The following is a 19,409-nucleotide window of genomic DNA, read 5'->3' as shown; positions in this document are numbered from 1 at the left end:
CCGTCCGGCACGGGGTGGAGCCCGCGCCGGACGGCCTCACGTCAGCTGTGCAGGGTCCACCTCTGGGCGCTGCTGGCGTTGCAGTCCCAGATCTGGACCTGCGTGCCGGCGGTCGTGGAGGCGGCGGGGTCGTCGAGGCACCGGTTCGACTGCGGGTTGTAGTAGCCGCCGTTCTGCGGGATCCAGACCTGGGCACCCGTGCCGTTGCAGTCCCAGAGCTGCACCTTGGTGCCGTTGGCGGTGCCGCCGGCCGCGATGTCGAGGCACTTGCCCTGGACGTGCAACGTGGTGCCGGCCTGCACGAAGGTCCACTTCTGCGCGACGCTGCCGTTGCAGCCCCAGATCTGGATCTGGTTGCCGTTGGCGGTGCTCTGGGCGTTGTTGTCCAGGCAGAGGCCGTTCGCGTTGGTCAGGGAACCGCCCGATGCCGGCGGGGGCGTCGTGGTGCCGCCGCCCGAGGTGTAGACCGCGACGTAGTCGACGAGCATCGGCACGCCCGACTGGGTCGCGCTGGTGGGACCGCCGCCGAACGCCGCGGGGAACCCGCCGCCGATGGCCACGTCGAGGATCGGGAAGAAGCCGTGGTGGGTGGCGTTGTTCCAGGTCGTGGCGTCGACCTGGTTGGCGTTGATGGTGAAGAAGTTGGCGCCGTCGAGGTAGAACCGGATCTGCTCGGGGGAGACGCTGCGGTCCTGCTCCATCGCGTACGTGTGGAACCCGGTCTGGCAGCCGGCGCAGGCCCGCTCGCCGCTGCCGATGCCCGTGGTCTCGTTGCACGGGCCGCCGGGGGAGACGCCGCAGTGCAGCGTGGCGAACTCCGAGCTCCGCCCGTTGATGTCCTCCATGATGTCGATCTCGCCGATGCCGGGCCATCCGGAGGCAGCCGTCCCGCGTGCCGCGGAGCCGAGCGACCAGAAGGCCGGCCAGTACCCGGCGGCCGCGGCGCCGCTGACGTTCGGCTGCTGGAGCGAGGCCTCGAACCGCAGCCTTCCGCCGGCGGGCGCGGCGAAGTCGGTGCGCTGGGTCTCGATGCGACCGCTGGTCCAGTTCCCGGCCCCGTCGCGGATCGGCTTGATCGCCAGGTGCCCGGCGCCGTCCTGGTAGACGTTCGCGGTGCTGTTCGTCATGGTCTCGATCTCGCCGGTGCCCCAGCCCGAGGGGCCGCCCGGGTAGCCGGTGCCCAGGTCGTAGAGCCAGCTCGACGTGCTGACGCCCGTGTTCGCGGCGCCGCTGAAGTCGTCGGCGAACTGCTGGGTCCAGCCGGACGGGGTGGGCGGCACGGCGGCGGTGGCGGGGCCGGCGCCGACGACCGCGAGCGCAGCGAGGCCGGCGGCGACGAGCGCGAGGCGCGACAGCCGACGGCGGCGCGCGGGGGAGTGGGGCGTGGGCATGGCAATGCACCTCTTCGCGGATGAACGTGGGTGATCGGTCGGGGCGCCGGGCCGTCGGTGGGCGCGCCACAGGAGCGCCGGACGTCGTCGGCATGGCGCATGTCGAGCAGCTCGGGGAGTGCTCGAGAAGGGCGCTCGGCGCCGAGCGCGGGTGGGTGGACAACACTGTCGACACAGGCGATCGCGGTGATCGGGCGCTCTCGCGGGGCCCACGTTATTGCGACAAGTGACACGAGTCAATAGCGATGTTTCCAACCGATCAGGCTGTCCTCCGACCCGCCGCTAGGGTGGTGGTGTCGAAGGAGACACCCATGGGCTGGGAGGACGCCGGAACCGCCTGGAGCGCGCGAGCCTCGGACTGGGCCGACCTGATGGAACCGCACTTCCGACCGCTCTACGCCGCCCTCGCCGCCGCCCTCCCGGTCCGCCCGGGGATGCGGGTGCTGGACGTCGGGTGCGGAGCCGGGCTGGGCCTCTCGGTGTACTCGGACCACGGCGCCCGATGCGCCGGGATCGACGCCGCGCAAGGTCTGCTGGACCTCGCACGCGCGCGGGTCCCGGACGCGGACCTGAGGCACGGCACGATGCTGGCACTGCCGTGGCCCGACGCGTCGTTCGACGCCGTGGTCGGCGTGAACAGCTTCGCGTACGCCGACGACGGGGCGCTCGTGGAGGCCCGGCGCGTCCTGCGCCCGTCCGGCACCCTCGGCCTGGGCTACTGGACCGACGCGGGTGACTTCGCCTGGCCGATGAGCCAGCTGGGCGCCGCGCTCGAGCCGTACGTCACCCACGACCTCGCCGCGGTCCCCCTACGCATGGCCGACCCCGGCGCTCGTGCGGCCGCCCTGGCCGGCGCCGGCTTCACGCCGGTCGACGACGGCCACCTCGATGCGGCGACCACGTTCGCCGACCCCGAGACCGCCTACCGGGCGCTCGCGTCGACCGGGAACATCTACCCGCTGGTCCAGGCGGGCGCCGAGGGCGAGCTCGAGGTCCGGACCCTGACCTGGCTGCGGGAGCGCACCGCACTGGGCACACGGTTCGGCTCGTCGTTCGGGTGGTCGACCGCGACCCGCTCGTGAGAGGCCATGAGACGCGGTCGAGCACCGCCGCGAGGGCCGTCCGCCCCCGATCCTCGCCGGCCTCGGTCAGGCCTCGGGCAGGAGGGCGATCGCCTCGATGGAGACGAGCAGCCCGCGGGGCAGCACCACGTTGCCGGGCGCCGAGCGCGCGGGCGGCGGGTCCGGCATGTGGCGCGCGTAGACGGCGTTGAGCGCGGCGAAGTCGGCCACGTCCGCGTAGAAGATCGTCGTCTTGACCAGGTGGGCCATCGAGGAGCCGGCCGCGTCGAGGGTCGCGGCCACGTTGCGCAGCGCCAGCTCCGTCTGGGCCTCGATCCCGTCCGGGATCTCACCGGTCGTCGGGTCGATCCCCGCGGTCCCCGAGCAGAAGACGAAGCCGCCCGCGACGATCGCCTGGCTGTACGGGCCCAGGGCGGCGGGCGCGTCGTCGGTGTGCACGCTGTGACGGGTCATCGTCGCTCCCGGGGTCGGCTCGTGGACGTCGACCCCATCGTCCTCGCGCGGCGTCAGACGCGCTCGAGCACCGCCGCGAGGGCCTGGCCGCCCCCGATGCACATGGTCTCCAGCGCGAGGGTGCCGTCGAGGGCGGGCAGCTCGTGCGCGAGCGTGGCGAGCATGCGCAGGCCGGTGGCGCCGATGGGGTGCCCGAGGGAGATGCCGCTGCCGCGGGGGTTCACGCGGGGGTCCTCGGGATCGATGTCCCAGTCGGCCAGGCAGGCGAGCACCTGGACCGCGAAGGCCTCGTTGAGCTCGAGGACGTCGACGTCGTCGAGGGTCGCGCCCGCGCGGGCCAGGGCCAGGTGCGCGGCGGGGACCGGGGCGATGCCGAACCGGCGGGGGTCGACGCCGGCGACGGCCCAGGAGCATAGGCGGAGCACGGGCGTCAGGCCCAGGCGGTCGGCGTGCTCCCGGGTGGTGACGACGCAGGCGGCGGCGGCGTCGTTCTGGCCGCTGGAGTTGCCGGCGGTCACCGTGGCGTCCGGGTCGGTGGCGATCAGCACGGGCCTCAGGGCGGCGAGCACCTCGAGCGAGGAGTCGGCGCGGGGGTGCTCGTCGCGGTCGACGACGACGGTCCCGCGGCGGCCCGGCACGGTGACGGGGACGATCTCGGCGTCGAAGGCCCCGGAGGTCTGGGCGGCGACGGCGCGCTGGTGCGAGCGCAGCGCGAGTGCGTCCTGGTCCTGACGGCTGATCCCGTACTCGGCACGCAGAACCTCCGCCGTGCCCACGTTGCCGTCGGGAGTCGGGTAGCCGGTACCGCCGACGGTCACGCGGCCCCGGGCGAGCGCGTCGTGCAGCAGCAGGCCACCGGCGGGGAGCCCGCGTCGGCCCTGCTCGGTGTAGAGCGGCGCGTTGGACATGGACTCGACGCCGAGGGCCACGACCACGTCGGCGACGCCCGTCTGCACCTCCATCGCGGCGTTCAGCACGGCCTGCAGGCCCGAGCCGCAGCGCCGGTCCAGCTGGTAGCCGGTCGTCGTGACGGGGAAGCCGGCGTCCAGCGCGGCCACGCGGCCGAACGCGGGCGACTCCATGGTCGGGTAGCCCTGCGCCGCGATGACGGAGTCGACCGACGCGACGTCGAGGCCGGTCCGGTCGACCAGCCCGCGCAGCACCGCGACCGCGAGGGACCGGGCGTCCAGCGGCGCGAGCGCGCCGCCGAAACGGCCGACGGGCGTGCGCACCGGTGCGCAGAGGACGACCTCGCGCAGCTCGGTCATGCGGGATCCGCCAGCGCGACGTCGAACGGCGCCCCGGTGGCGTCCCGCACCTGCTCCACGGTGACGCCGGGGGCCAGCTCGATGAGCCGCAGGCCGTCGTCAGTCACGTCCAGGACGGCCAGGTCGGTGATGATCCGGTCGACGCAGGACCGGCCCGTCAGCGGCAGCGTGCACTGCTGGACGATCTTGGCCGACCCGTCCTTGGCCACGTGCTCCATGACGACCAGCACGTGGGCCGCGCCGTTGACCAGGTCCATCGCCCCGCCCATGCCCTTGACCATCTTGCCGGGCACGGCCCAGTTCGCGATGTCGCCCGTGGCGGAGACCTGCATGGCGCCGAGCACGGCGTGCGTGACGCGGCCGCCGCGGATCATGCCGAAGCTGGCGGACGAGTCGAAGTACGCGGCGCCGGGCAGCACCGTGACCGTCTCCTTGCCCGCGTTGATGAGCTTGGGGTCCGCCTCGCCCTCCCACGGGTACGGGCCGACGCCGAGGATGCCGTTCTCGGAGTGCAGCACGACCTCGACGCCGGGAGGCAGGTGGTTGGGGATGAGCGTCGGCAGCCCGATGCCCAGGTTCACGTAGGAGCCGTCCTCGAGCTCGCGGGCGGCGCGGGCGGCCATCTCGTCACGGGTGAGCGGCATCAGATCTCCACGGAGGGTCGCGGCCGGACGGTGGTCTTCTCGATCGGCAGGTCGGCCGACTGCTCGGGCGTGAGCAGCACGACGCGGTCGACGTAGATGCCGGGCAGGTGGATGTCGTCGGGATCGAGCTCGCCCGGCTCGACCAGCCGGTCGACCTCCGCGATCGTGATCCGGCCCGCCATCCCGGCCAGCGGGTTGAAGTTGCGGGTCGACTTCTCGAACCGCAGGTTGCCGTGCCGGTCCCCGACGGCCGCCCGGACCAGGCCGTAGTCCGTGGTGATGGCCTCCTCGAGCACGTACTCGCGGGTGCGGCCGAACGCCGCGAACGGGCGCAGCTCCTTGGGTCCGCTGGCCAGCGCGACCGAGCCGTCGGGCGCGTAGCGCAGCGGCATCCCGCCGTCGGACACCGCCGTGCCGGCCCCGGCCGCCGTGTAGAAGGCGGGGATGCCGACGCCGCCCGCGCGCAGCCGCTCGGCCAGCGTGCCCTGCGGCGTCAGCTCGACCTCGACCTCGCCGCCGAGGTACTGCCGCGCGAACTCCTTGTTCTCCCCGATGTAGCTGGCCACCACCCGGCGGATCCGGCCGGCCGAGAGCAGCTCACCGAGCCCCCAGCCGTCGACCCCGCAGTTGTTGGACACCACCTCGAGGTCGTCGACCCCGTGGGCCAGCAGCGCGCGGATGAGCGCGATGGGCACGCCGGACAGGCCGAAGCCGCCCACCGCGAGCGATGCGCCCGACGGGATGTCGGCGACGGCCTCGTCAGCCGTCGCGACGGTCTTGTCCATGATCTTCTCCTTGACTCTCGCTGGCGGCAACGACCTCGCGGACGATCGCCATCGCGGCGTTCGCGGGCGGGAGCCCGGCGTACAACGCGGTGTGCAGGACGACCTCGGCGACCTCGTCCGGGGTGAGTCCGTTGCGCAGGGCGGCGCGCACGTGCATCCGCAGCTCCGCCTGGTGGCCGCCGGTGACCAGGCTGGCCAGCGTGGCGATCGACCGCTCCCGCCGCGACAGACCGGGGCGCGACCAGACCTCGCCCCAGGCGTACCGCGTCAGGAAGTCCTGGAAGGCGGCCGTCTGCGGGGTCGTCGCGGCGATCGCCGCGTCGACGTGGGCGTCGCCGAGCACCTCGCGGCGGACCCGCATGCCGCGGGCGCCGACGTCGTCGCCCGCGAGGTGGCCGCGCAGGAGGCCCGCGGCGATCGCGGGTTCCTCGAGCACGGCGAGGTGGCCGGCGGTCCCGATCGTGGCGTGCACCGCTCGCGGGAGCTGCTCCGCCAGCGCCTGCATCGACCCCGGCGTCGTCACCTCGTCGTGCGCGCCGCTGATCAGCAGCGTCGGGACCGGGACGTCGGCGACGCTCCCGGACCGGTCGAACGTGGCGAGCGCCTCGGCGCACCGTGCGTACGACTCGTCGTCGACGTCCAGCAGCGCGTCCAAGGCCCGTGCGCCGGCGCGGGCGCCGCTCGCGAGGAAGTCCGGCGCGAACCAGCGGGCGGCGCTGCCGGCCACGAGGGATGCCGTCCCGCCCGAGCGGACCGCGGCCGCGCGCTGCCCCCAGCCGTCGGCCGTGCCGATCCGGGCGCCGCTGCAGCACAGGGTCAGGGTGAGGACCCGCTCCGGGTGCGCCGCCGCGAGCTCGAGCGCGATCGCGCCGCCGAGCGAGACACCGGCCACGTGGAAGGCCCCGCCGCCGGCCTCGTCGACCACGTCGAGCACGGCCGCGGCCAGCTCGGCGACGGTGAACGGCTCGTGCGCCGCCGGACCCGCACCGTGCCCCGGCAGGTCGAGCCGCAGGACGCGGAGCGAGGCCGTCGCGGGGTCCGCGCGCAGGTGCGCGACGACGCCGTCCCAGAGAGCGGTGGTGGTCCCGAGCGAGGGCAGCAGGACGAGCAGGTCCTGGTGGGCGGCCGGGACCGCGCCGGGTGCGAAGGCGCCGCGCAGGCGCGGGACGCTCACGGGCGGGGCCCCTGGTCGAGCGTGTCCCGGAACCGGGTGATCGCCGTGTCCACCACCAGGCCGCACGCGGCCAGCGTGACGTCGTCGGCGGCGGGCACGCCGGAGTCGCGCAGGTTCGTCGCCGCGGCGTCGCGATGGACGGTCAGGCCGGCGACCGTGCGCGCCGCCGCGTCGGCCGAGCCGCCCGCGAGCCGCACCAGGTCCCGCACCGCCGCCCACTCGGCGTGCCACTCGCCCGCCGGACGCTCGTCCACCGAGACCGCGGCGCGGGCCACCGTCGACAGCAGCCCGGGGGCCTGCAGCGCGGCGGCGCTCATGACGACCGGGCCGACGGGGTTGCGCTTGTGCGGCATCGCCGACGAGGCGCCCCCACCCGCCAGCGCCAGCTCGTCGACGCCCTCGCGGGAGCCCATGACGAGGTCGCGGCCGATGCGACCGAGCGCGGCCGTGACGGCGGCGGCCGCCGTGGCGACCGCGAGGACCGGGGTCCGTTCGGTGTGCCACGAGCGGCGGGGGTCGTCGAGTCCGAGGGCGGACGCGAAGCCGGAGCGCAGCACGGTGATCGTGCCGGGGCACCCAGCCGCGCGGTCCGCCTGCTCGCCGGTGCCGACGGCGCCGCCGAGCTGGACCGGGAAGCGGGTGCCGTCGACCACGGCGACGGCCGAGCTGATCCCGTCGAGCCACCCGGCGATCTGCACGCCGAGCGTGGTCGCCGCGGCGTTCCTGCCGAGCGTGTGCCCGACCCGCACGGAGTCCCGCTCCTCGTCGGCCAGGACCGCCAGCGCCGTGCCGGCGGCCACGAGCCGCACCCGCAGCTGGTCGAACGTCGAGGCCGCGACCCGCATGAGCGCGGTGTCGAGGATGTCCTGGCTGGTCGCACCCGCGTGCAGTCGCCGAGCGTCGGCCCCGGCCGCCTCGAGCGTCCCGCGCAGCAGCTCGACGAGCGCGACGACGGCGACACCGTCCCGCGCCACGCCGTCCACGAGCGTGTCGCGGTCGAGTGCGCCCGGGTCGGCCGCGACCGCGTCGAGCACGCGGGCGGCCGCCTCGTACGACGTGCCCTCGAGCCGGGCCCAGGCGCGCAGCAAGGCCGCCTCCGCCTGCACCATCGCGGTGAGCACCTGGTCGTCGCCCGCGGCGTCGCGGGTGCCGGCGGTCGCCGGCTGCAGCAGCCCCCAGTCGCCTGGCGTCATCGCGGCGTGCCGTAGTCGAGGAAGACTGTCTCGTCGGCACCCTGCAGGCGGATGTCGAACCGGTAGGACCGCGGGCCGTCCACGGCGGCGACCAGCGTCCCGCGGCGGTCGACGTCGACCCGCTGCAGGAGGGGGTCGGCCGCGTTCGCCTCGGGCTCGTCGCCGAAGTACGACCGCGTCAGCAGGTGGTGCAGCAGGCCGCGGGCGAAGACGGCCAGCACGACGTAGGGCGCGGACCCGGATCGGGCGGGCCCGGGCTTGACCGTGCTGAACGAGAAGGCACCGTCGGCCGAGGTCGCGGCCCGGCCGAAGCCGGTGAACCCGTGGGGGTCGCGGTCGAACGACCCGCGCTCCGTCGACGCGCGACCCTCGGCGTCGGCTCCCCACAGCTCGACGACCGCGTCGGGGACGGGGTCGCCCGCGCCGTCGAGGACGACGCCGTGCAGGCGGACCGCGTCCGGCTGCCACGGCGCCCGCACGTCCGGGCCGCCCGGGTAGGGCAGCGCGTACCCGAAGAACGGGCCGACCGTCTGGCTCGGGGTCTGCTCAGGCATGGTCGGCGTCCTCGGGCTCGGTCCACGTCGCCCGGGGGCCGGTCAGCACGACGTCCCAGCGGTAGCCGAGCGCCCACTCGGGCTCGCTGACGTCGTGGTCGTAGGTGGCGACGAGCCGGGCGCGGGCCGCGGGGTCGGTGATCGACTGGTAGATCGGGTCGAGGCCGAACAGGGGGTCGCCCGGGAAGTACATCTGCGTGATCAGCCGCTGCGTGAACGCGGTGCCGAAGAACGAGAAGTGGATGTGCGCCGGCCGCCACGCGTTGCGGTGGTTGCGCCACGGGTAGGGGCCGGGCTTGATCGTCGTCAGCCGGTAGGAGCCGTCGTCGCCCGTGATCACCCGACCCACGCCGGTGAAGCTCGGGTCGAGCGGGGCCGGGTGCTGGTCGCGCTTGTGCACGTAGCGCCCGGAGGAGTTGGCCTGCCAGACCTCGATCAGCTGGTTGCGGACCGGCCGCCCCTCGCCGTCGAGCACGTGGCCGGTGACGATGATCCGCTCGCCCAGCGGCTCGCCGGCGTGCTGGATGGTGAGGTCCGACTCGTGGGCGGCCACGTCCGTGTGCCCGAACGCGGGGGAGACCAGCTCGATCTCCTCGGGGTCGGCCCGGACCAGCTCGTGCGTCGGGTGGCGCAGGACCGTCGACCGGTACGGCGCGAAGTCGCGGTGCGGGTGCACAGCGGTGCTGCCCTGCTCGCGCGCGTGACGGTCGGCGATCTCGGCCGAGATCGTCTCCTGGCTCAGCTCGGACATGCTCACTCCCTGAAGGGCAGGCCGGCGTACTGCTCGGCGAGGCTCTGCCGGGCCGCGAGGGACCGGGTGACGTACTCCAGCTGGCCCACCTGGCTGCGGTAGCGGAACCCGCGCGCCGAGGCGTCCGGCTCGTCGTGGTGCACGTGCAGCATCTCGGTCATCCACTGCGAGAACTGCTGCACCTTCCACTGCCGGGCGAGGGCGCGCTCGCTGTACCTCTCCAGGCCCGTGTCGTCCCCGGCCCGGTGGTCGAGCAGCGCCTGGCCCAGCAGCGCGACGTCCGCGACGGCGGAGTTCAGGCCCTTCGCCCCGGTCGGCGGCACGATGTGGCCCGCGTCGCCCGCAAGGAAGAGGCGGCCGTGCGACAGGGTCGAGGCGACGAAGCTGCGCATCGGGGTGACCGACTTCTCGGTGATCGCGCCCTGCGCCAGGGTCCAGCCGTCGATGCCGAGGCGCGTCTGCAGCGCGTCCCAGATCCGCTCGTCGCTCCACCCGTCGATCGTCTCGTCCGCGGCCACCTGCAGGTAGAGGCGCGAGACCTGCCGCGACCGCATGGAGTGCATCGCGAACCCGTCGCGGTGCAGCGCGTAGACGAGGTCGTCCGTCGAGGGCTCCACGTCGGCCAGGATGCCCAGCCACGCGTATGGGTACGACCGCTCCCACGTTTCCCGGGCCTGCGGGGGCAGCGACCGCCGGCACACGCCGTGGTAGCCGTCCGCACCGACGACGATGTCGCACGCGAGCTCGACCTCCTCGTCCCCGTCGCGGTAGCGCACGCTCGGGCTGCTCCCGGTCACGTCGTGCACCTGCACGTCGGCCACCTCGAACACGATGTCGGATCCGGCGCGCTCGTGCTCGGCGAGCAGGTGCGCGACGAGCGCCTGCTGCCCGTAGACGGTCACCGTCCGCCCGACCAGCTCGGGGAAGTCGAGGTGGTGCCGCTCGCCCTCGTACTGCAGGTAGATCCCGTGGTGGGTCAGGCCGCGCCGGCGCAGGTCGTCGTCCATCCCGAGCGACGCGAGCAGGTCGACCGTGCCCTGCTCGAGCACCCCGGCGCGGACGCGGCCCAGCAGGTGCTCGCGCGTGGTGGCCTCGAGGATCCGGAACGGCACACCGGCCTGGGCGAGGATGTGGCCGAGTGTGAGGCCTGCGGGCCCGGCGCCGACGATGGCGACGCTCGTCGTCTGCTGCACGGTCGGGCTCACGGCCGGGCGACGAAGGTCTGGCGGATCTCCCCGATGCCGTCCACGGTGCTGACCAGCGTCTCGCCCGGCTGCAGGAAGCGCTGCGGCGTGCGGCGGTTGCCGACGCCGGCGGGCGTGCCGGTGAAGATCAGGTCGCCCGGCAGCAGCCGGCACACCGCCGAGAGGCGCGCGACGAGGTCGTCGACCGGGAAGATGAGCTCGCTCGTGCGCCCGTGCTGGATCACCTCGTCGCCGATGCGGGACTCGAAGCCCACGTCGTCGCGGTCGGGCAGCTCGTCCGGCGTGACGACGACGGGTCCGATCGGCCCGAACCCGGGGTGGGACTTGGCCAGCGAGAACTGCGGCGGCGTGCCCCGCAGCTGCTGCACCCGCTCCGAGAGGTCCTGACCGACCGTGAGCCCGGCGACGGCGTCCCACGCGTCCTCGCGCGGGATCCGGTAGCCGCCGCGCCCGATCACCGCGACGACCTCGATCTCCCAGTCCACGTGCCCCTCGGGCAGCGCGACCGTGGTCACCGGACCCGCGATGCTGCTGGGGAACTTGGTGAACACCAGCGGCTCGTCCGGCGCGACGAACCCGGCCTCGGCGGCGTGCGGCCGGTAGTTCAGCGCGATCGCGAAGACCTGGCGCGGCGCCGGCACCGGTGCACCGAGCTCGTCTGCCCTCACGGTCGCCGCGGCGGACCAGTCGGCACCCGGCGCCCACGCGACGACGTCCGACCACCGCTCGAGCGCGGCGACCGGGTCCGCCGGCAGGTCGCCGCCGGACGCGGTCGCGACGTCGAGCGCCTGGTCGCCACGGACGAGGGTGAACCGACCGTCGAGGGTGCCGAACCTCATCGCGTCAGCCGTTGGTGGGCGAGTAGAGGTCGGTCGTGTACGGCTCCGTGTCGTGCGCGGCGCTCCACGGCACGACGTGGTTGCGCAGGATGCCCACGCCCTCGATCTCCGCCTCGATCCGGTCGCCCGGCTGCAGGTAGAAGTCGAACGGGTTGGGCTGGATCGCCGCGACCCCGGAGATGGTGCCGGTGGTGATGATGTCGCCCGCGCTGTAGCCCTGCGCCGAGTGGTACGCGACCAGGTGGGGCAGCGAGATGATCATGTCCGAGGTGTTGCCCTGCTGGCGGACGTCGCCGTTGACCCGCAGCTCCATGCGCAGGTTCTGCGCGTCCGGGATCTCGTCCTTGGTGACGATCCACGGGCCGATCGGGCAGAACGTGTCGATGCCCTTGGAGAACGAGAAGACGCCGGACTGCATCTCGCGGCGCTGGATGTCGCGGGCCGTGATGTCGTTGAAGACGAGGTAGCCGGCGATGTAGTCCTCGGCCTCCTCGGGCCCGAAGAACTTGCCGCTCTTGCCGATGATGACGCCGAGCTCGAGCTCGTAGTCCATCTCCCGCGTGAGCCCCTCGGGGTACACGATCGCGTCGTCCGGACCGATGATCGCGTCGACGTTCTGGAAGAACACGATGCCCTTGTGCACCGGGTGCGACCAGTTCACCGCCGCGAGCTCCTCGTGGTGGGCCGCGAAGTTGCCGGCCGTGTGGAAGAACTTCTTGGGGACGATCGGCGCCCGCAGGTGGACCGCGTCGAGGGCGAACCGGCGGCCCGTCTCGCCGACGTCACCCGCGGCGCCTCCCCGCTCGAAGAACTCCCGGGTCGAGCCGACGCCCAGCTCCACGACCTCGTCACCGTCGAGATACCCCACGAGGCCCTCGTTGAACGTCACGAGCTTCATCGCTCGACCCTCTTTCACTCTACGAAAGTTAGTTTCACAATTCTGATGACGCGGCGGTCCGCGTGTCAAGCGACGCGGCGGTCAGTGCGGGGGAGCGGCGACGCGCAGCACGCGCAGCTGCAGCGACAGCGTGTCGTAGTAGCCGACGAGCGTGAGCAGCTCGAACAGCTGGGGGAGGCCGAGCACGTCCCTGGCCTGCGCGAACGCCTCGTCGTCGAGGTCGCCGGCGGTCAGGAGCAGGTGGGTGGTGCGGGCGACGACGCGCTCCGCCTCCGTCGTCAGGACGTCGTAGTCGTGCTCGCGCAGGGCCTCGAGCTCGGCGTCGGTCAGGCCCGCGTGGCGCCCGACGGCCTCGTGGGCGTACCACTCGAAGTCCGAGTCGCGGTGCACGGCGACCACGAGGATGGCGATCTCCCGGGCCCGGTCCGAGAACGTCGTCCGGTACCGCACGGCCGCGCCGAGCTCCTGCAGCGCCATGCCGACGCCGGGCTGCAGGAGGAAGGCGTTGAACGGGCCCTCGAGCGCACCGTCGTCGTCGACCAGGCGGAAGAGGGCCGGTCCCTGGGCGCGCGGGCCCCCGGTGACGGCGTCGTACACGGCGCGCTGCGCCTCGTCGAGCGACGCCGGGTCGAGACGCGGGGCGCGGGTCACGCGTGGCCGCCGGACAGCAGCGCGGAGATCTCCGCGCAGGTGTCCAGCAGCGTCGGCCGCAGCTCGCGCACGATGCGCTGCGTCGACCAGTCGCGCGCCTGGACCGCCAGGTTGACGCCCGCGACGACGCGCCCGCCGGCGCCGGTGACGGGACCGGCGACCGAGCGCAGGCCGTACGCCAGCTCCTCGTCCTGCATCGCCCAGCCCTGCTGCCGGATCTGCTCGAGCTCGGCCCGCAGCTCGTCCAGCGACACCTTCGCGTTCGGGCCGTGCTGCGCCGCGAACGACTCCGGGGTGATCCGCGAGGCCAGGTCGTCCTCGTCGAGGTGGGCGAGCAGGAGCTTGCCGATCGACGTCGTCACGGCCGGCAGCGTCGAGCCCACCTGGATGTTCGCGGTGACGAGGTCGGAGTTGCGCAGCCGCACGAGGTAGAGGACGTGGTCCCCGGAGAGCACCGCGAGGTTGACCGTCTCGCCCGTGCTCTCGCCCAGGTGCTGCAGCTTGGGGGTCGCGACGCCGACGAGGTCGAGGCTGCGCAGCGCCGCGGACCCGAGGGTCAGGGTGCGCACGCCGGGCCGGTAGTCGCCGTTGGGCAGGTGGTCGAGGTAGCCCTCGGAGGCGAGGGTCTGGACCACGCGGTACACGGTCGGCATCGGCAGGCCCGCGGCCGTCGCGAGGTCCGTGACCCGCCAGGCGGGCCGCTGCTCGTCGAACAGGCTGAGGATCCGCAGCCCCTTCGCCAGGGCCTCGACGCGGTACTCGCGCTTCTCGGCCGTCCCGGCGTCGGACGGGTCGGCTGCGGTGGCGACCTTGTTCTTGGGGGGCATCCATGTCCTCCGTGCTCGTCGTCCCGGCTCGTCGGCGTCAGCCTAGGGGGAACGCTCTGCGACGCCTGGACAGGCTCGCGGTGTCTACCGTAGCCTATCCGAAAGCGACTTTCATGATGCGAGAGTGAAGGGACACCGGAGTCCATGGGGGAATGGCTGGGTCTAGGGGGCAGGCCCGCTCTCGTCGTCGGCGCGGGTGGCCTCGGCGGGGCGAGCGCGGTGAGCCTCGCCGTGCAGGGCGCGCGGGTCGTCGTGGCGGACCGGGACGGGAACGCCCTGGAGTCCGTCGCGCGGGCCGCGAAGGACCAGGGGGTCGAGGTCGTCACGGTGCAGGCCGACGTGGCCACCCCCGAGTCGTCCCGCGCCGTGGTCGAGGAGGCCGCGCAGCTCGTCGGGACGCCGCAGCTGTTCCTGCACGCCGTCGGGCGCAACGACCGCCGGCCCGTGCTGGAGCTCGCGGACGACGACTGGCAGTCGATCCTCACCCTGAACCTGTCCACCGCGTGGTGGCTCGGCCAGGAGGTCGGCCGGCGCATGGTGGCGGCAGGGACGGGCCGCATGGTCTTCGTCTCCTCCGTCTCGGCGCTCCTGGCCCACGCCAACCACGCGCCGTACGCGGCGACCAAGGGCGGCATCAACCAGCTGATGCGCGTGATGGCCCGCGAGTGGGCGCCCTACGGCGTCAGCGTGAACGCGGTCGGTCCCGGGTACGTCGAGACCGACCTGACGCGGACCTACCTCGCACGCGACGGGCACCGCGAGGAGCTCGAGTCGCTCGTCCCGGCGCGCCGCCTGGGCCGCCCCGAGGAGGTCGCCGACGCTGTGACGTTCCTGCTTTCCGAGCGGGCCGAGTTCATCACCGGGCAGTGCCTCTACATCGACGGCGGCCGCACGCTGGTCTGACCGCCACCCGACCGATCCGTTCGAACGCAAAGGACACACCGCCGTGCCTCTCGCTCCCCTCCCCGTCCCGCGGCGCTTCGAGGGCCGCACCGTCGTCGTCACCGGAGCCGGCACCGGCTTCGGCGCCGAGATCGCGGTCCGCGCCGCCCAGGAGGGCGCCCGCGCCGTGGGCATCCACTACCGCAGCTCCGCCGCCGGCGCGGAGGCCACCGCGGCACGCGTGCGCGCCGAGGGCGCCGAGGCCGTCCTGCTCCAGGCCGACATCGTGGAGTGGGCGCAGGTCGCCGCGATGGCCGACGCCGCGTTCGAGGCGCTCGGCCAGGTCGACGTGCTGATCAACAACGTGGGCGACGTCGCGCGCGAGCAGATGTCGTGGCGCGACATCACCGAGGAGTCGATCGACCACGTCCTCGCCGTCGACATCAAGGGCACCATGGCGTGCATCCACGAGTTCGGGCAGCGGATGCTCGACCAGGGGCACGGCAGCATCGTCAACATCGGCTCGACCGTCATCGTCCGCGGCAGCGCGCGTGCCCCGCAGTACGCGGCGGCCAAGTACGGGCTCCTCGGCGCCACCAAGTCCTACGCCCACGCGTTCGCGCCGACCGTGCGCGTCAACATCTTCGCGCCCGGGTTCATGGAGACCGAGGCGACGCTGGGCCGCAAGGACTGGCAGTCGGGCCGCGGCGACCAGCTGCGGTCGCTGACGCCGATGGGGCACATCCCCGGGCCGGCCGAGATCGCGGGGGCGGCCCTGTTCCTCGCCACCGACGACGCGGCGCACATCACCGGGACCTACATGGTCGCCGACGGCGGCTACAACATGGTCGGCGCGTGAGCACCCACCCGCGCGACCTCCCGCTCGCCGAGGCGCGCGCGCTGGTGCAGCGCGCGGTCGACAAGGCCGAGCAGCTCGGCCTGCGGGGTGGCATCGCGGTGGTCGGGGCCAGCGGCGCGCTGGTCACGGCGTCGCGACTCGACCACGGCGGCCCCGGCGGCATGGCGCGGGCCCGGTCCAAGGCGTGGATCTCGGCCACCCAGCAGATCCCGAGCGCCGAGCACCTCCAGCGCATGACGCACCTGCCGGCACCGATCTCGACCGGCTTCGTGGCCGCCTCGCCCGAGGCCGTGTTCCCCGGGGCCGGGGGCATGCCCGTGCTCCGCGACGACGTCGTCGTCGGCGGGGTCGCCGCGTCCGGCGCGACGGTCAGCCCGTTCCTGCCCACCGGCGTGGCGCCCGAGGTGGTGAGCGCCGACGGCGATCCCGCCAACCCCGAGGACCTGCTCATCGCCTACGCGCTCGGCACGGGCCGCTACGTCGGGCAGCACGGCGACGACCGCGCGAGGTGGGAGGCCCGGTTCGGGGACCTCGTGGTGCTGCCCGAGGCCAGCCTCGGGATGAAGGACGCGCCCCGCGCGAGCGCCCAGGACGAGCTGACCTGGGCACTCGCCCTCTGCGACGCCGTGATGGATCGCGCCCGGGCGCGCGGGGTGCTCGTGTCCGTCGCCGTCGTCGACCGCGGCGGGGACCCCGTGCAGCAGGACCGGATGGACGACGCGGTCGCCGGCGGCGTCGACGTCGCGCTCGCCACCGCGTCGGCCGCCGCGCGCTTCGGGCGGCCCAGCGGCGAGCTGCCGACGGACTTCGGACCCGCCGCGAACGCGCTGGGCACGCTGTCGCCCTCGCCGTTCCTCGCGGCACCCGGCGGAGTACCGCTCGTGGTGGACGGGCGCGTCGTCGGCGCGCTCGGCGTGGGCGGCGCGGACCCGGTGACGTGCGCAGAGATCGCCGCCGAGGTGGCGGCCCGGTGACCGTGCGCGTCGCCGTCCTCGGCTGCGGTGCCATCGGCAGCCTCTACGCGGCCCACCTGGCCCGGGTCCCGGACGTCGAGGTCTGGGCCGTCGATCCCTGGGCCGAGCACGTCGCGGCCATCGAGCGCGACGGGCTGCGGGTCACTGGCAACGCCGACTTCGTCGCGCCGGTGCGCGCGGTGACCGACGCCGCCCGGCTGCCGGACTGCGCGTTCGGGATCGTCGCCACCAAGTCGTTGCACACCCGGGCCGCCGTCGAGGCAGCGCGGCACGCGCTCCGCGATGCCGCGGTGGTGAGCGTGCAGAACGGGATCGGGAACGAGGAGGTCGTCGCGGAGGTCCTGCCCAGGGTCGTGCGCGGCAGCATCATCACCGCCGGAGCAGTCACGGCGCCGGGGACCGTGCGGTACGACGCCCCCGGCGACTCGTGGTTCGGCCCGTTCGAGCCGAGCCCCGCCACCGCCGGCGAGATCGAGCGCCTCGCCGCTCTCCTGACGGAGGGCGGCCTGCGCACCCACGCGCTGGCCGACGCGCGCGGCCCGCAGTGGACGAAGGTCGTCTTCAACGCCGCCACCAGCCCGCTCGCGGCCCTCACCGGGCTGACCGTGGGGCAGGTCTGCACCGACCCCGGCCTGCGTGCCCAGGTCGACGCCCTGATCGACGAGGCCCTCGCGGTGTGCGCGGCCGCCGGGATCGTGCTGCTCCGGGAGCCGGCCGAGTCGGTGCGGGAGGCGATCGACGAGGCGTTCTGGCACAAGCCGTCGATGCTGCAGGACGTCCTGGCCCACCGGGCGACCGAGGTCGACGTCCTCAACGGCGGCATCGCGCTCGAGGGCGCACGGGTGGGCGTCGCGACGCCTCTGCACGACGCCATGGTCGCGCTGGTCCACGGGCTCGAGAGCTCGTGGACGGTCGACTCGCCGCACTGATCCCCGGAAGGACCACCGCCATGTCTGGTCGAGTGCTCGGACTGTCCAGCGGGGTGCCGGGGGGAAGCGCCGAGATCCTGCTGATCGAGGCGTTGCGCGCCGCCCAGGCCGACGGTGCGTCCGTGGAGCTGGTGCGGCTCGGCGACCTGGACGCCCCCGACGCCGCCGACTGGTTCTGGGAGCGGCTCGTCGCGTGCGACGGGTGGATCGTCAGCGCGCCGATCATCAGCCGGACCGTGCCCGGTCGCCTCAAGGTTCTGGCGGACCTGCTGCTGGGGCCCAACGCCGACGCCGCGATCATCGAGGGCATCCTCGCCGCCCGGCGTGCGGGGGAGGGACCGGACGTCCCGTTCCGCGTCGACGAGCGCGTGCTCAAGCCGCGCGTCGCCGGGTTCATCGCGTGCGGGGGATCGCTGACGTCGCAGTGGAAGGCGCTCGCGCTGCCGGTCATGCACACGCTGGCCTTCTCGATGCACATCAAGGTCGTCGACCAGATGGTGGTCGAGGGTGCCGGGACGCCGCAGTCGGTGGTGCTCGACCCCGACGCGGTCCTCCGGGCCGCCGACCTGGGCCGCCACGTCGCGAGCCAGCTGGGCCGCGACTGGCAGGCGGCGGAGTACCTCGGTCCGCCGGGAGCGTGCCCGATGTGCCGGCTCGACGTCGTCGTGCTCGCCGGGAGGGACGTCGAGTGCGCGACGTGCGGGGCCAGGGGTCGGCTCGGGGAGGACTTCGCCGTGGAGTGGACCGACCTCACGACGTCGGTGATCTCCCTGGAGGAGAAGCGGGCGCACTACGTCGAGATCGTCGAGACCGCGCAGCGGCACGCGGCCCAGCGGGACCTGATCGACGAGCGCGCGCGGGCCTACGCGGCGTTCCCCGTCACCCGTCCGGACGCCTGAGCGCGGTCACAGTTGAGTCACGACCGCGCGGGACGTAGACAACGCGCGGTCGCCGAACTACCGTTGTCGCTAGTTGGAAAGTCACTTTCACGATGTGAGAGCGATATAACACCGCGGACATCAAAGGAGATCCCCGTGAGCTTGTCCCGCCGGCACTACACACGCACCATGTCGGGCCTCGCGCTCGCCACCGCTGTCGGCCTGCTGGCCGCGTGCAGCGGCTCCGGCAGCGACGACACGGCCGCGACGTCCGGGTCCACGGACGGCAGCTCGGCCGCCTCCTCGCTGCCGCAGACCCTCGCGTTCTCGCCCATCGGCCTGCAGGTCCCCGCGATGAAGGGGCTGTCCGAGGGCGTGACCGGGTACGGGAAGTCGCAGGGCTGGGAGGTCATCGTCCAGGACCCGAGCCTCGACCCGACCAAGCAGGTCCAGCAGGTCACCGAGGTGCTCGACTCCGGCCGCGCAGGCGCGGCGTGGATCATCGCGATCGCCCCCAAGTCGATGAGCGACGTGCTCAAGAAGGCGCAGTCGAGCGGCATCCCGGTGCTGATCAACGGCGTGCCGGCCGACTACGGCTTCGACGGCCCGCAGGCGGGCATCTCGTTCGACACCATCGACTACGCGGCGGGCGGCACGGCCGTCGGCGAGCAGCTGGGCAAGTGCATCAACGAGAAGATGGGCGGGACCGCGAACGTCCTGTACGGCGAGTCGGCGGCCGGCACGGCCGGCAAGGAGGAGTCCGACAAGGCGTTCAAGGACGCGCTCGCCAAGACCGCTCCGGACGCGAAGATCGTGCAGAGCTGGACGATCTCGGACCGCGCCGCGTCGCAGACCGACGTCGGCAACATCCTGCAGGGCCAGCCCGACGCCAACGCGGTCGCCGCGACGAACGACGAGGGCGCGCTCGGCGCCATCGGCGCCTTCAAGGCGGCGGGCAAGGAGCTGCCCTGCATCGTCGAGTTCGGCGGCAACGACGAGGTCCTCGGCCTGGTCAAGGACGGCACGATCTACGCATCCGTCGCCCTGCAGTTCGGCGACGACATGACCCAGTCGTTCGACACGCTGGTCGAGATGCAGAAGGACCCGACCGCCGTCGGCCCGATGCTCACGGTTCCGCAGAAGGTCATCACGGCCGGCAGCTGACCGGACGC

Annotated in this window: 21 protein-coding genes; 7 read left to right on the top strand and 14 right to left on the bottom strand. The window is 73.7% G+C overall.

Annotated features, from left to right (window positions below; genetic code table 11):
- Positions 1-41: 41 nt before the first annotated feature.
- Positions 42-1,391 (bottom strand): ricin-type beta-trefoil lectin domain protein, encoded by a 1,350-nt coding sequence (locus AC1DWH_RS02560; protein ID WP_477092342.1) that lies wholly within the window; start codon positions 1,389-1,391, stop codon positions 42-44.
- Positions 1,392-1,702: 311 nt separating this feature from the next.
- On the opposite strand from AC1DWH_RS02560, the gene AC1DWH_RS02555 reads away from it, so the two are divergent.
- On the top strand, positions 1,703-2,473 hold the full coding sequence (locus tag AC1DWH_RS02555; RefSeq protein ID WP_477092341.1) for a class I SAM-dependent methyltransferase: 771 nt from the start codon (positions 1,703-1,705) through the stop codon (positions 2,471-2,473).
- A 66-nt stretch (positions 2,474-2,539) separates the two neighbouring features.
- Here AC1DWH_RS02555 and AC1DWH_RS02550 read toward each other — a convergent pair whose 3' ends face one another.
- The 13 genes from AC1DWH_RS02550 to AC1DWH_RS02490 all read right to left on the bottom strand — a co-directional run bounded on the left by AC1DWH_RS02550 (position 2,540) and on the right by AC1DWH_RS02490 (position 13,715).
- Positions 2,540-2,926 (bottom strand): RidA family protein, encoded by a 387-nt coding sequence (locus tag AC1DWH_RS02550; protein ID WP_477092340.1) that lies wholly within the window; start codon positions 2,924-2,926, stop codon positions 2,540-2,542.
- A gap of 53 nt (positions 2,927-2,979) precedes the next feature.
- Complete coding sequence (locus AC1DWH_RS02545) at positions 2,980-4,194, bottom strand: acetyl-CoA C-acetyltransferase (protein WP_477092339.1); 1,215 nt, start codon at positions 4,192-4,194, stop codon at positions 2,980-2,982.
- A complete protein-coding gene (locus AC1DWH_RS02540; RefSeq protein WP_477092338.1) occupies positions 4,191-4,838 on the bottom strand; it encodes a CoA transferase subunit B in 648 nt (215 codons plus the stop codon). The genes AC1DWH_RS02545 and AC1DWH_RS02540 overlap by 4 nt, the downstream gene beginning before the upstream one ends.
- Entirely contained in the window at positions 4,838-5,623 is a 786-nt protein-coding gene (locus tag AC1DWH_RS02535; protein WP_456845296.1) for a CoA transferase subunit A, read from the bottom strand. Before AC1DWH_RS02535 ends, AC1DWH_RS02540 begins: the two co-directional genes overlap by 1 nt.
- Positions 5,598-6,797, bottom strand: coding sequence for a bifunctional 3-oxoadipate enol-lactonase/4-carboxymuconolactone decarboxylase PcaDC (pcaDC, locus tag AC1DWH_RS02530; RefSeq protein WP_477092337.1), 1,200 nt, complete (start codon positions 6,795-6,797; stop codon positions 5,598-5,600). The genes AC1DWH_RS02535 and pcaDC overlap by 26 nt, the downstream gene beginning before the upstream one ends.
- Positions 6,794-7,990, bottom strand: a complete 1,197-nt coding sequence (locus tag AC1DWH_RS02525) for a lyase family protein (protein WP_477092336.1) — start codon at positions 7,988-7,990, stop codon at positions 6,794-6,796. The genes pcaDC and AC1DWH_RS02525 overlap by 4 nt, the downstream gene beginning before the upstream one ends.
- The gene (gene pcaG / locus AC1DWH_RS02520) at positions 7,987-8,544 is read right to left on the bottom strand and encodes a protocatechuate 3,4-dioxygenase subunit alpha (protein ID WP_477092335.1); all 558 of its coding nucleotides are present in this window, start codon (positions 8,542-8,544) and stop codon (positions 7,987-7,989) included. Before pcaG ends, AC1DWH_RS02525 begins: the two co-directional genes overlap by 4 nt.
- Positions 8,537-9,295 (bottom strand): protocatechuate 3,4-dioxygenase subunit beta, encoded by a 759-nt coding sequence (pcaH, locus tag AC1DWH_RS02515; RefSeq protein WP_477092334.1) that lies wholly within the window; start codon positions 9,293-9,295, stop codon positions 8,537-8,539. Before pcaH ends, pcaG begins: the two co-directional genes overlap by 8 nt.
- Before the next feature lie 2 nt (positions 9,296-9,297).
- Positions 9,298-10,500 (bottom strand): 4-hydroxybenzoate 3-monooxygenase, encoded by a 1,203-nt coding sequence (locus tag AC1DWH_RS02510; protein WP_477092333.1) that lies wholly within the window; start codon positions 10,498-10,500, stop codon positions 9,298-9,300.
- Positions 10,497-11,339 carry a fumarylacetoacetate hydrolase family protein gene (locus tag AC1DWH_RS02505; protein WP_477092332.1) on the bottom strand — a complete coding sequence of 281 codons (843 nt, stop codon included), beginning with the start codon at positions 11,337-11,339 and terminating at the stop codon, positions 10,497-10,499. Before AC1DWH_RS02505 ends, AC1DWH_RS02510 begins: the two co-directional genes overlap by 4 nt.
- 4 nt (positions 11,340-11,343) lie before the next feature.
- Entirely contained in the window at positions 11,344-12,237 is an 894-nt protein-coding gene (locus AC1DWH_RS02500; protein ID WP_477092331.1) for a fumarylacetoacetate hydrolase family protein, read from the bottom strand.
- A gap of 81 nt (positions 12,238-12,318) precedes the next feature.
- Positions 12,319-12,888 (bottom strand): carboxymuconolactone decarboxylase family protein, encoded by a 570-nt coding sequence (locus AC1DWH_RS02495; protein WP_477092330.1) that lies wholly within the window; start codon positions 12,886-12,888, stop codon positions 12,319-12,321.
- Positions 12,885-13,715, bottom strand: coding sequence for an IclR family transcriptional regulator (locus AC1DWH_RS02490; protein ID WP_477092329.1), 831 nt, complete (start codon positions 13,713-13,715; stop codon positions 12,885-12,887). Before AC1DWH_RS02490 ends, AC1DWH_RS02495 begins: the two co-directional genes overlap by 4 nt.
- 144 nt (positions 13,716-13,859) lie before the next feature.
- Between AC1DWH_RS02490 and AC1DWH_RS02485 the strand changes: the two genes are divergently transcribed.
- The 6 genes from AC1DWH_RS02485 (at position 13,860) to AC1DWH_RS02460 (ending at position 19,401) form a co-directional block, all read left to right on the top strand.
- Complete coding sequence (locus AC1DWH_RS02485; protein ID WP_477092328.1) at positions 13,860-14,618, top strand: SDR family NAD(P)-dependent oxidoreductase; 759 nt, start codon at positions 13,860-13,862, stop codon at positions 14,616-14,618.
- Positions 14,619-14,661: 43 nt separating this feature from the next.
- Positions 14,662-15,456: an SDR family NAD(P)-dependent oxidoreductase gene (locus AC1DWH_RS02480; RefSeq protein ID WP_456843707.1), complete on the top strand. Its 795-nt coding sequence runs from the start codon at positions 14,662-14,664 to the stop codon at positions 15,454-15,456.
- A complete protein-coding gene (locus AC1DWH_RS02475; protein ID WP_477092327.1) occupies positions 15,453-16,430 on the top strand; it encodes a GlcG/HbpS family heme-binding protein in 978 nt (325 codons plus the stop codon). The genes AC1DWH_RS02480 and AC1DWH_RS02475 overlap by 4 nt, the downstream gene beginning before the upstream one ends.
- Positions 16,427-17,359, top strand: a complete 933-nt coding sequence (locus AC1DWH_RS02470; protein WP_477092326.1) for a ketopantoate reductase family protein — start codon at positions 16,427-16,429, stop codon at positions 17,357-17,359. The genes AC1DWH_RS02475 and AC1DWH_RS02470 overlap by 4 nt, the downstream gene beginning before the upstream one ends.
- A gap of 20 nt (positions 17,360-17,379) precedes the next feature.
- The gene (locus AC1DWH_RS02465) at positions 17,380-18,258 is read left to right on the top strand and encodes a flavodoxin family protein (RefSeq protein WP_477092325.1); all 879 of its coding nucleotides are present in this window, start codon (positions 17,380-17,382) and stop codon (positions 18,256-18,258) included.
- Positions 18,259-18,393: 135 nt separating this feature from the next.
- Positions 18,394-19,401 carry a sugar ABC transporter substrate-binding protein gene (locus AC1DWH_RS02460; RefSeq protein WP_477092324.1) on the top strand — a complete coding sequence of 336 codons (1,008 nt, stop codon included), beginning with the start codon at positions 18,394-18,396 and terminating at the stop codon, positions 19,399-19,401.
- Positions 19,402-19,409 lie beyond the last annotated feature (8 nt).

The sequence above is a fragment of the Cellulomonas sp. P2_F12 genome, assembly GCF_056403775.1.
This window is presented reverse-complemented; position numbering and strand designations above follow the sequence as displayed.

Bases quoted from the DNA above. Each gene is read 5' to 3' on its own strand.
- AC1DWH_RS02560 (WP_477092342.1), bottom strand. From the start codon at position 1,391: ATGCCCACGCCCCACTCCCCCGCGCGCCGCCGTCGGCTGTCGCGCCTC.
- AC1DWH_RS02555 (WP_477092341.1), top strand. From the start codon at position 1,703: ATGGGCTGGGAGGACGCCGGAACCGCCTGGAGCGCGCGAGCCTCGGAC.
- AC1DWH_RS02550 (WP_477092340.1), bottom strand. From the start codon at position 2,926: ATGACCCGTCACAGCGTGCACACCGACGACGCGCCCGCCGCCCTGGGC.
- AC1DWH_RS02545 (WP_477092339.1), bottom strand. From the start codon at position 4,194: ATGACCGAGCTGCGCGAGGTCGTCCTCTGCGCACCGGTGCGCACGCCC.
- AC1DWH_RS02540 (WP_477092338.1), bottom strand. From the start codon at position 4,838: ATGCCGCTCACCCGTGACGAGATGGCCGCCCGCGCCGCCCGCGAGCTC.
- AC1DWH_RS02535 (WP_456845296.1), bottom strand. From the start codon at position 5,623: ATGGACAAGACCGTCGCGACGGCTGACGAGGCCGTCGCCGACATCCCG.
- AC1DWH_RS02525 (WP_477092336.1), bottom strand. From the start codon at position 7,990: ATGACGCCAGGCGACTGGGGGCTGCTGCAGCCGGCGACCGCCGGCACC.
- pcaG (WP_477092335.1), bottom strand. From the start codon at position 8,544: ATGCCTGAGCAGACCCCGAGCCAGACGGTCGGCCCGTTCTTCGGGTAC.
- pcaH (WP_477092334.1), bottom strand. From the start codon at position 9,295: ATGTCCGAGCTGAGCCAGGAGACGATCTCGGCCGAGATCGCCGACCGT.
- AC1DWH_RS02505 (WP_477092332.1), bottom strand. From the start codon at position 11,339: ATGAGGTTCGGCACCCTCGACGGTCGGTTCACCCTCGTCCGTGGCGAC.
- AC1DWH_RS02500 (WP_477092331.1), bottom strand. From the start codon at position 12,237: ATGAAGCTCGTGACGTTCAACGAGGGCCTCGTGGGGTATCTCGACGGT.
- AC1DWH_RS02490 (WP_477092329.1), bottom strand. From the start codon at position 13,715: ATGCCCCCCAAGAACAAGGTCGCCACCGCAGCCGACCCGTCCGACGCC.
- AC1DWH_RS02485 (WP_477092328.1), top strand. From the start codon at position 13,860: ATGGGGGAATGGCTGGGTCTAGGGGGCAGGCCCGCTCTCGTCGTCGGC.
- AC1DWH_RS02465 (WP_477092325.1), top strand. From the start codon at position 17,380: ATGTCTGGTCGAGTGCTCGGACTGTCCAGCGGGGTGCCGGGGGGAAGC.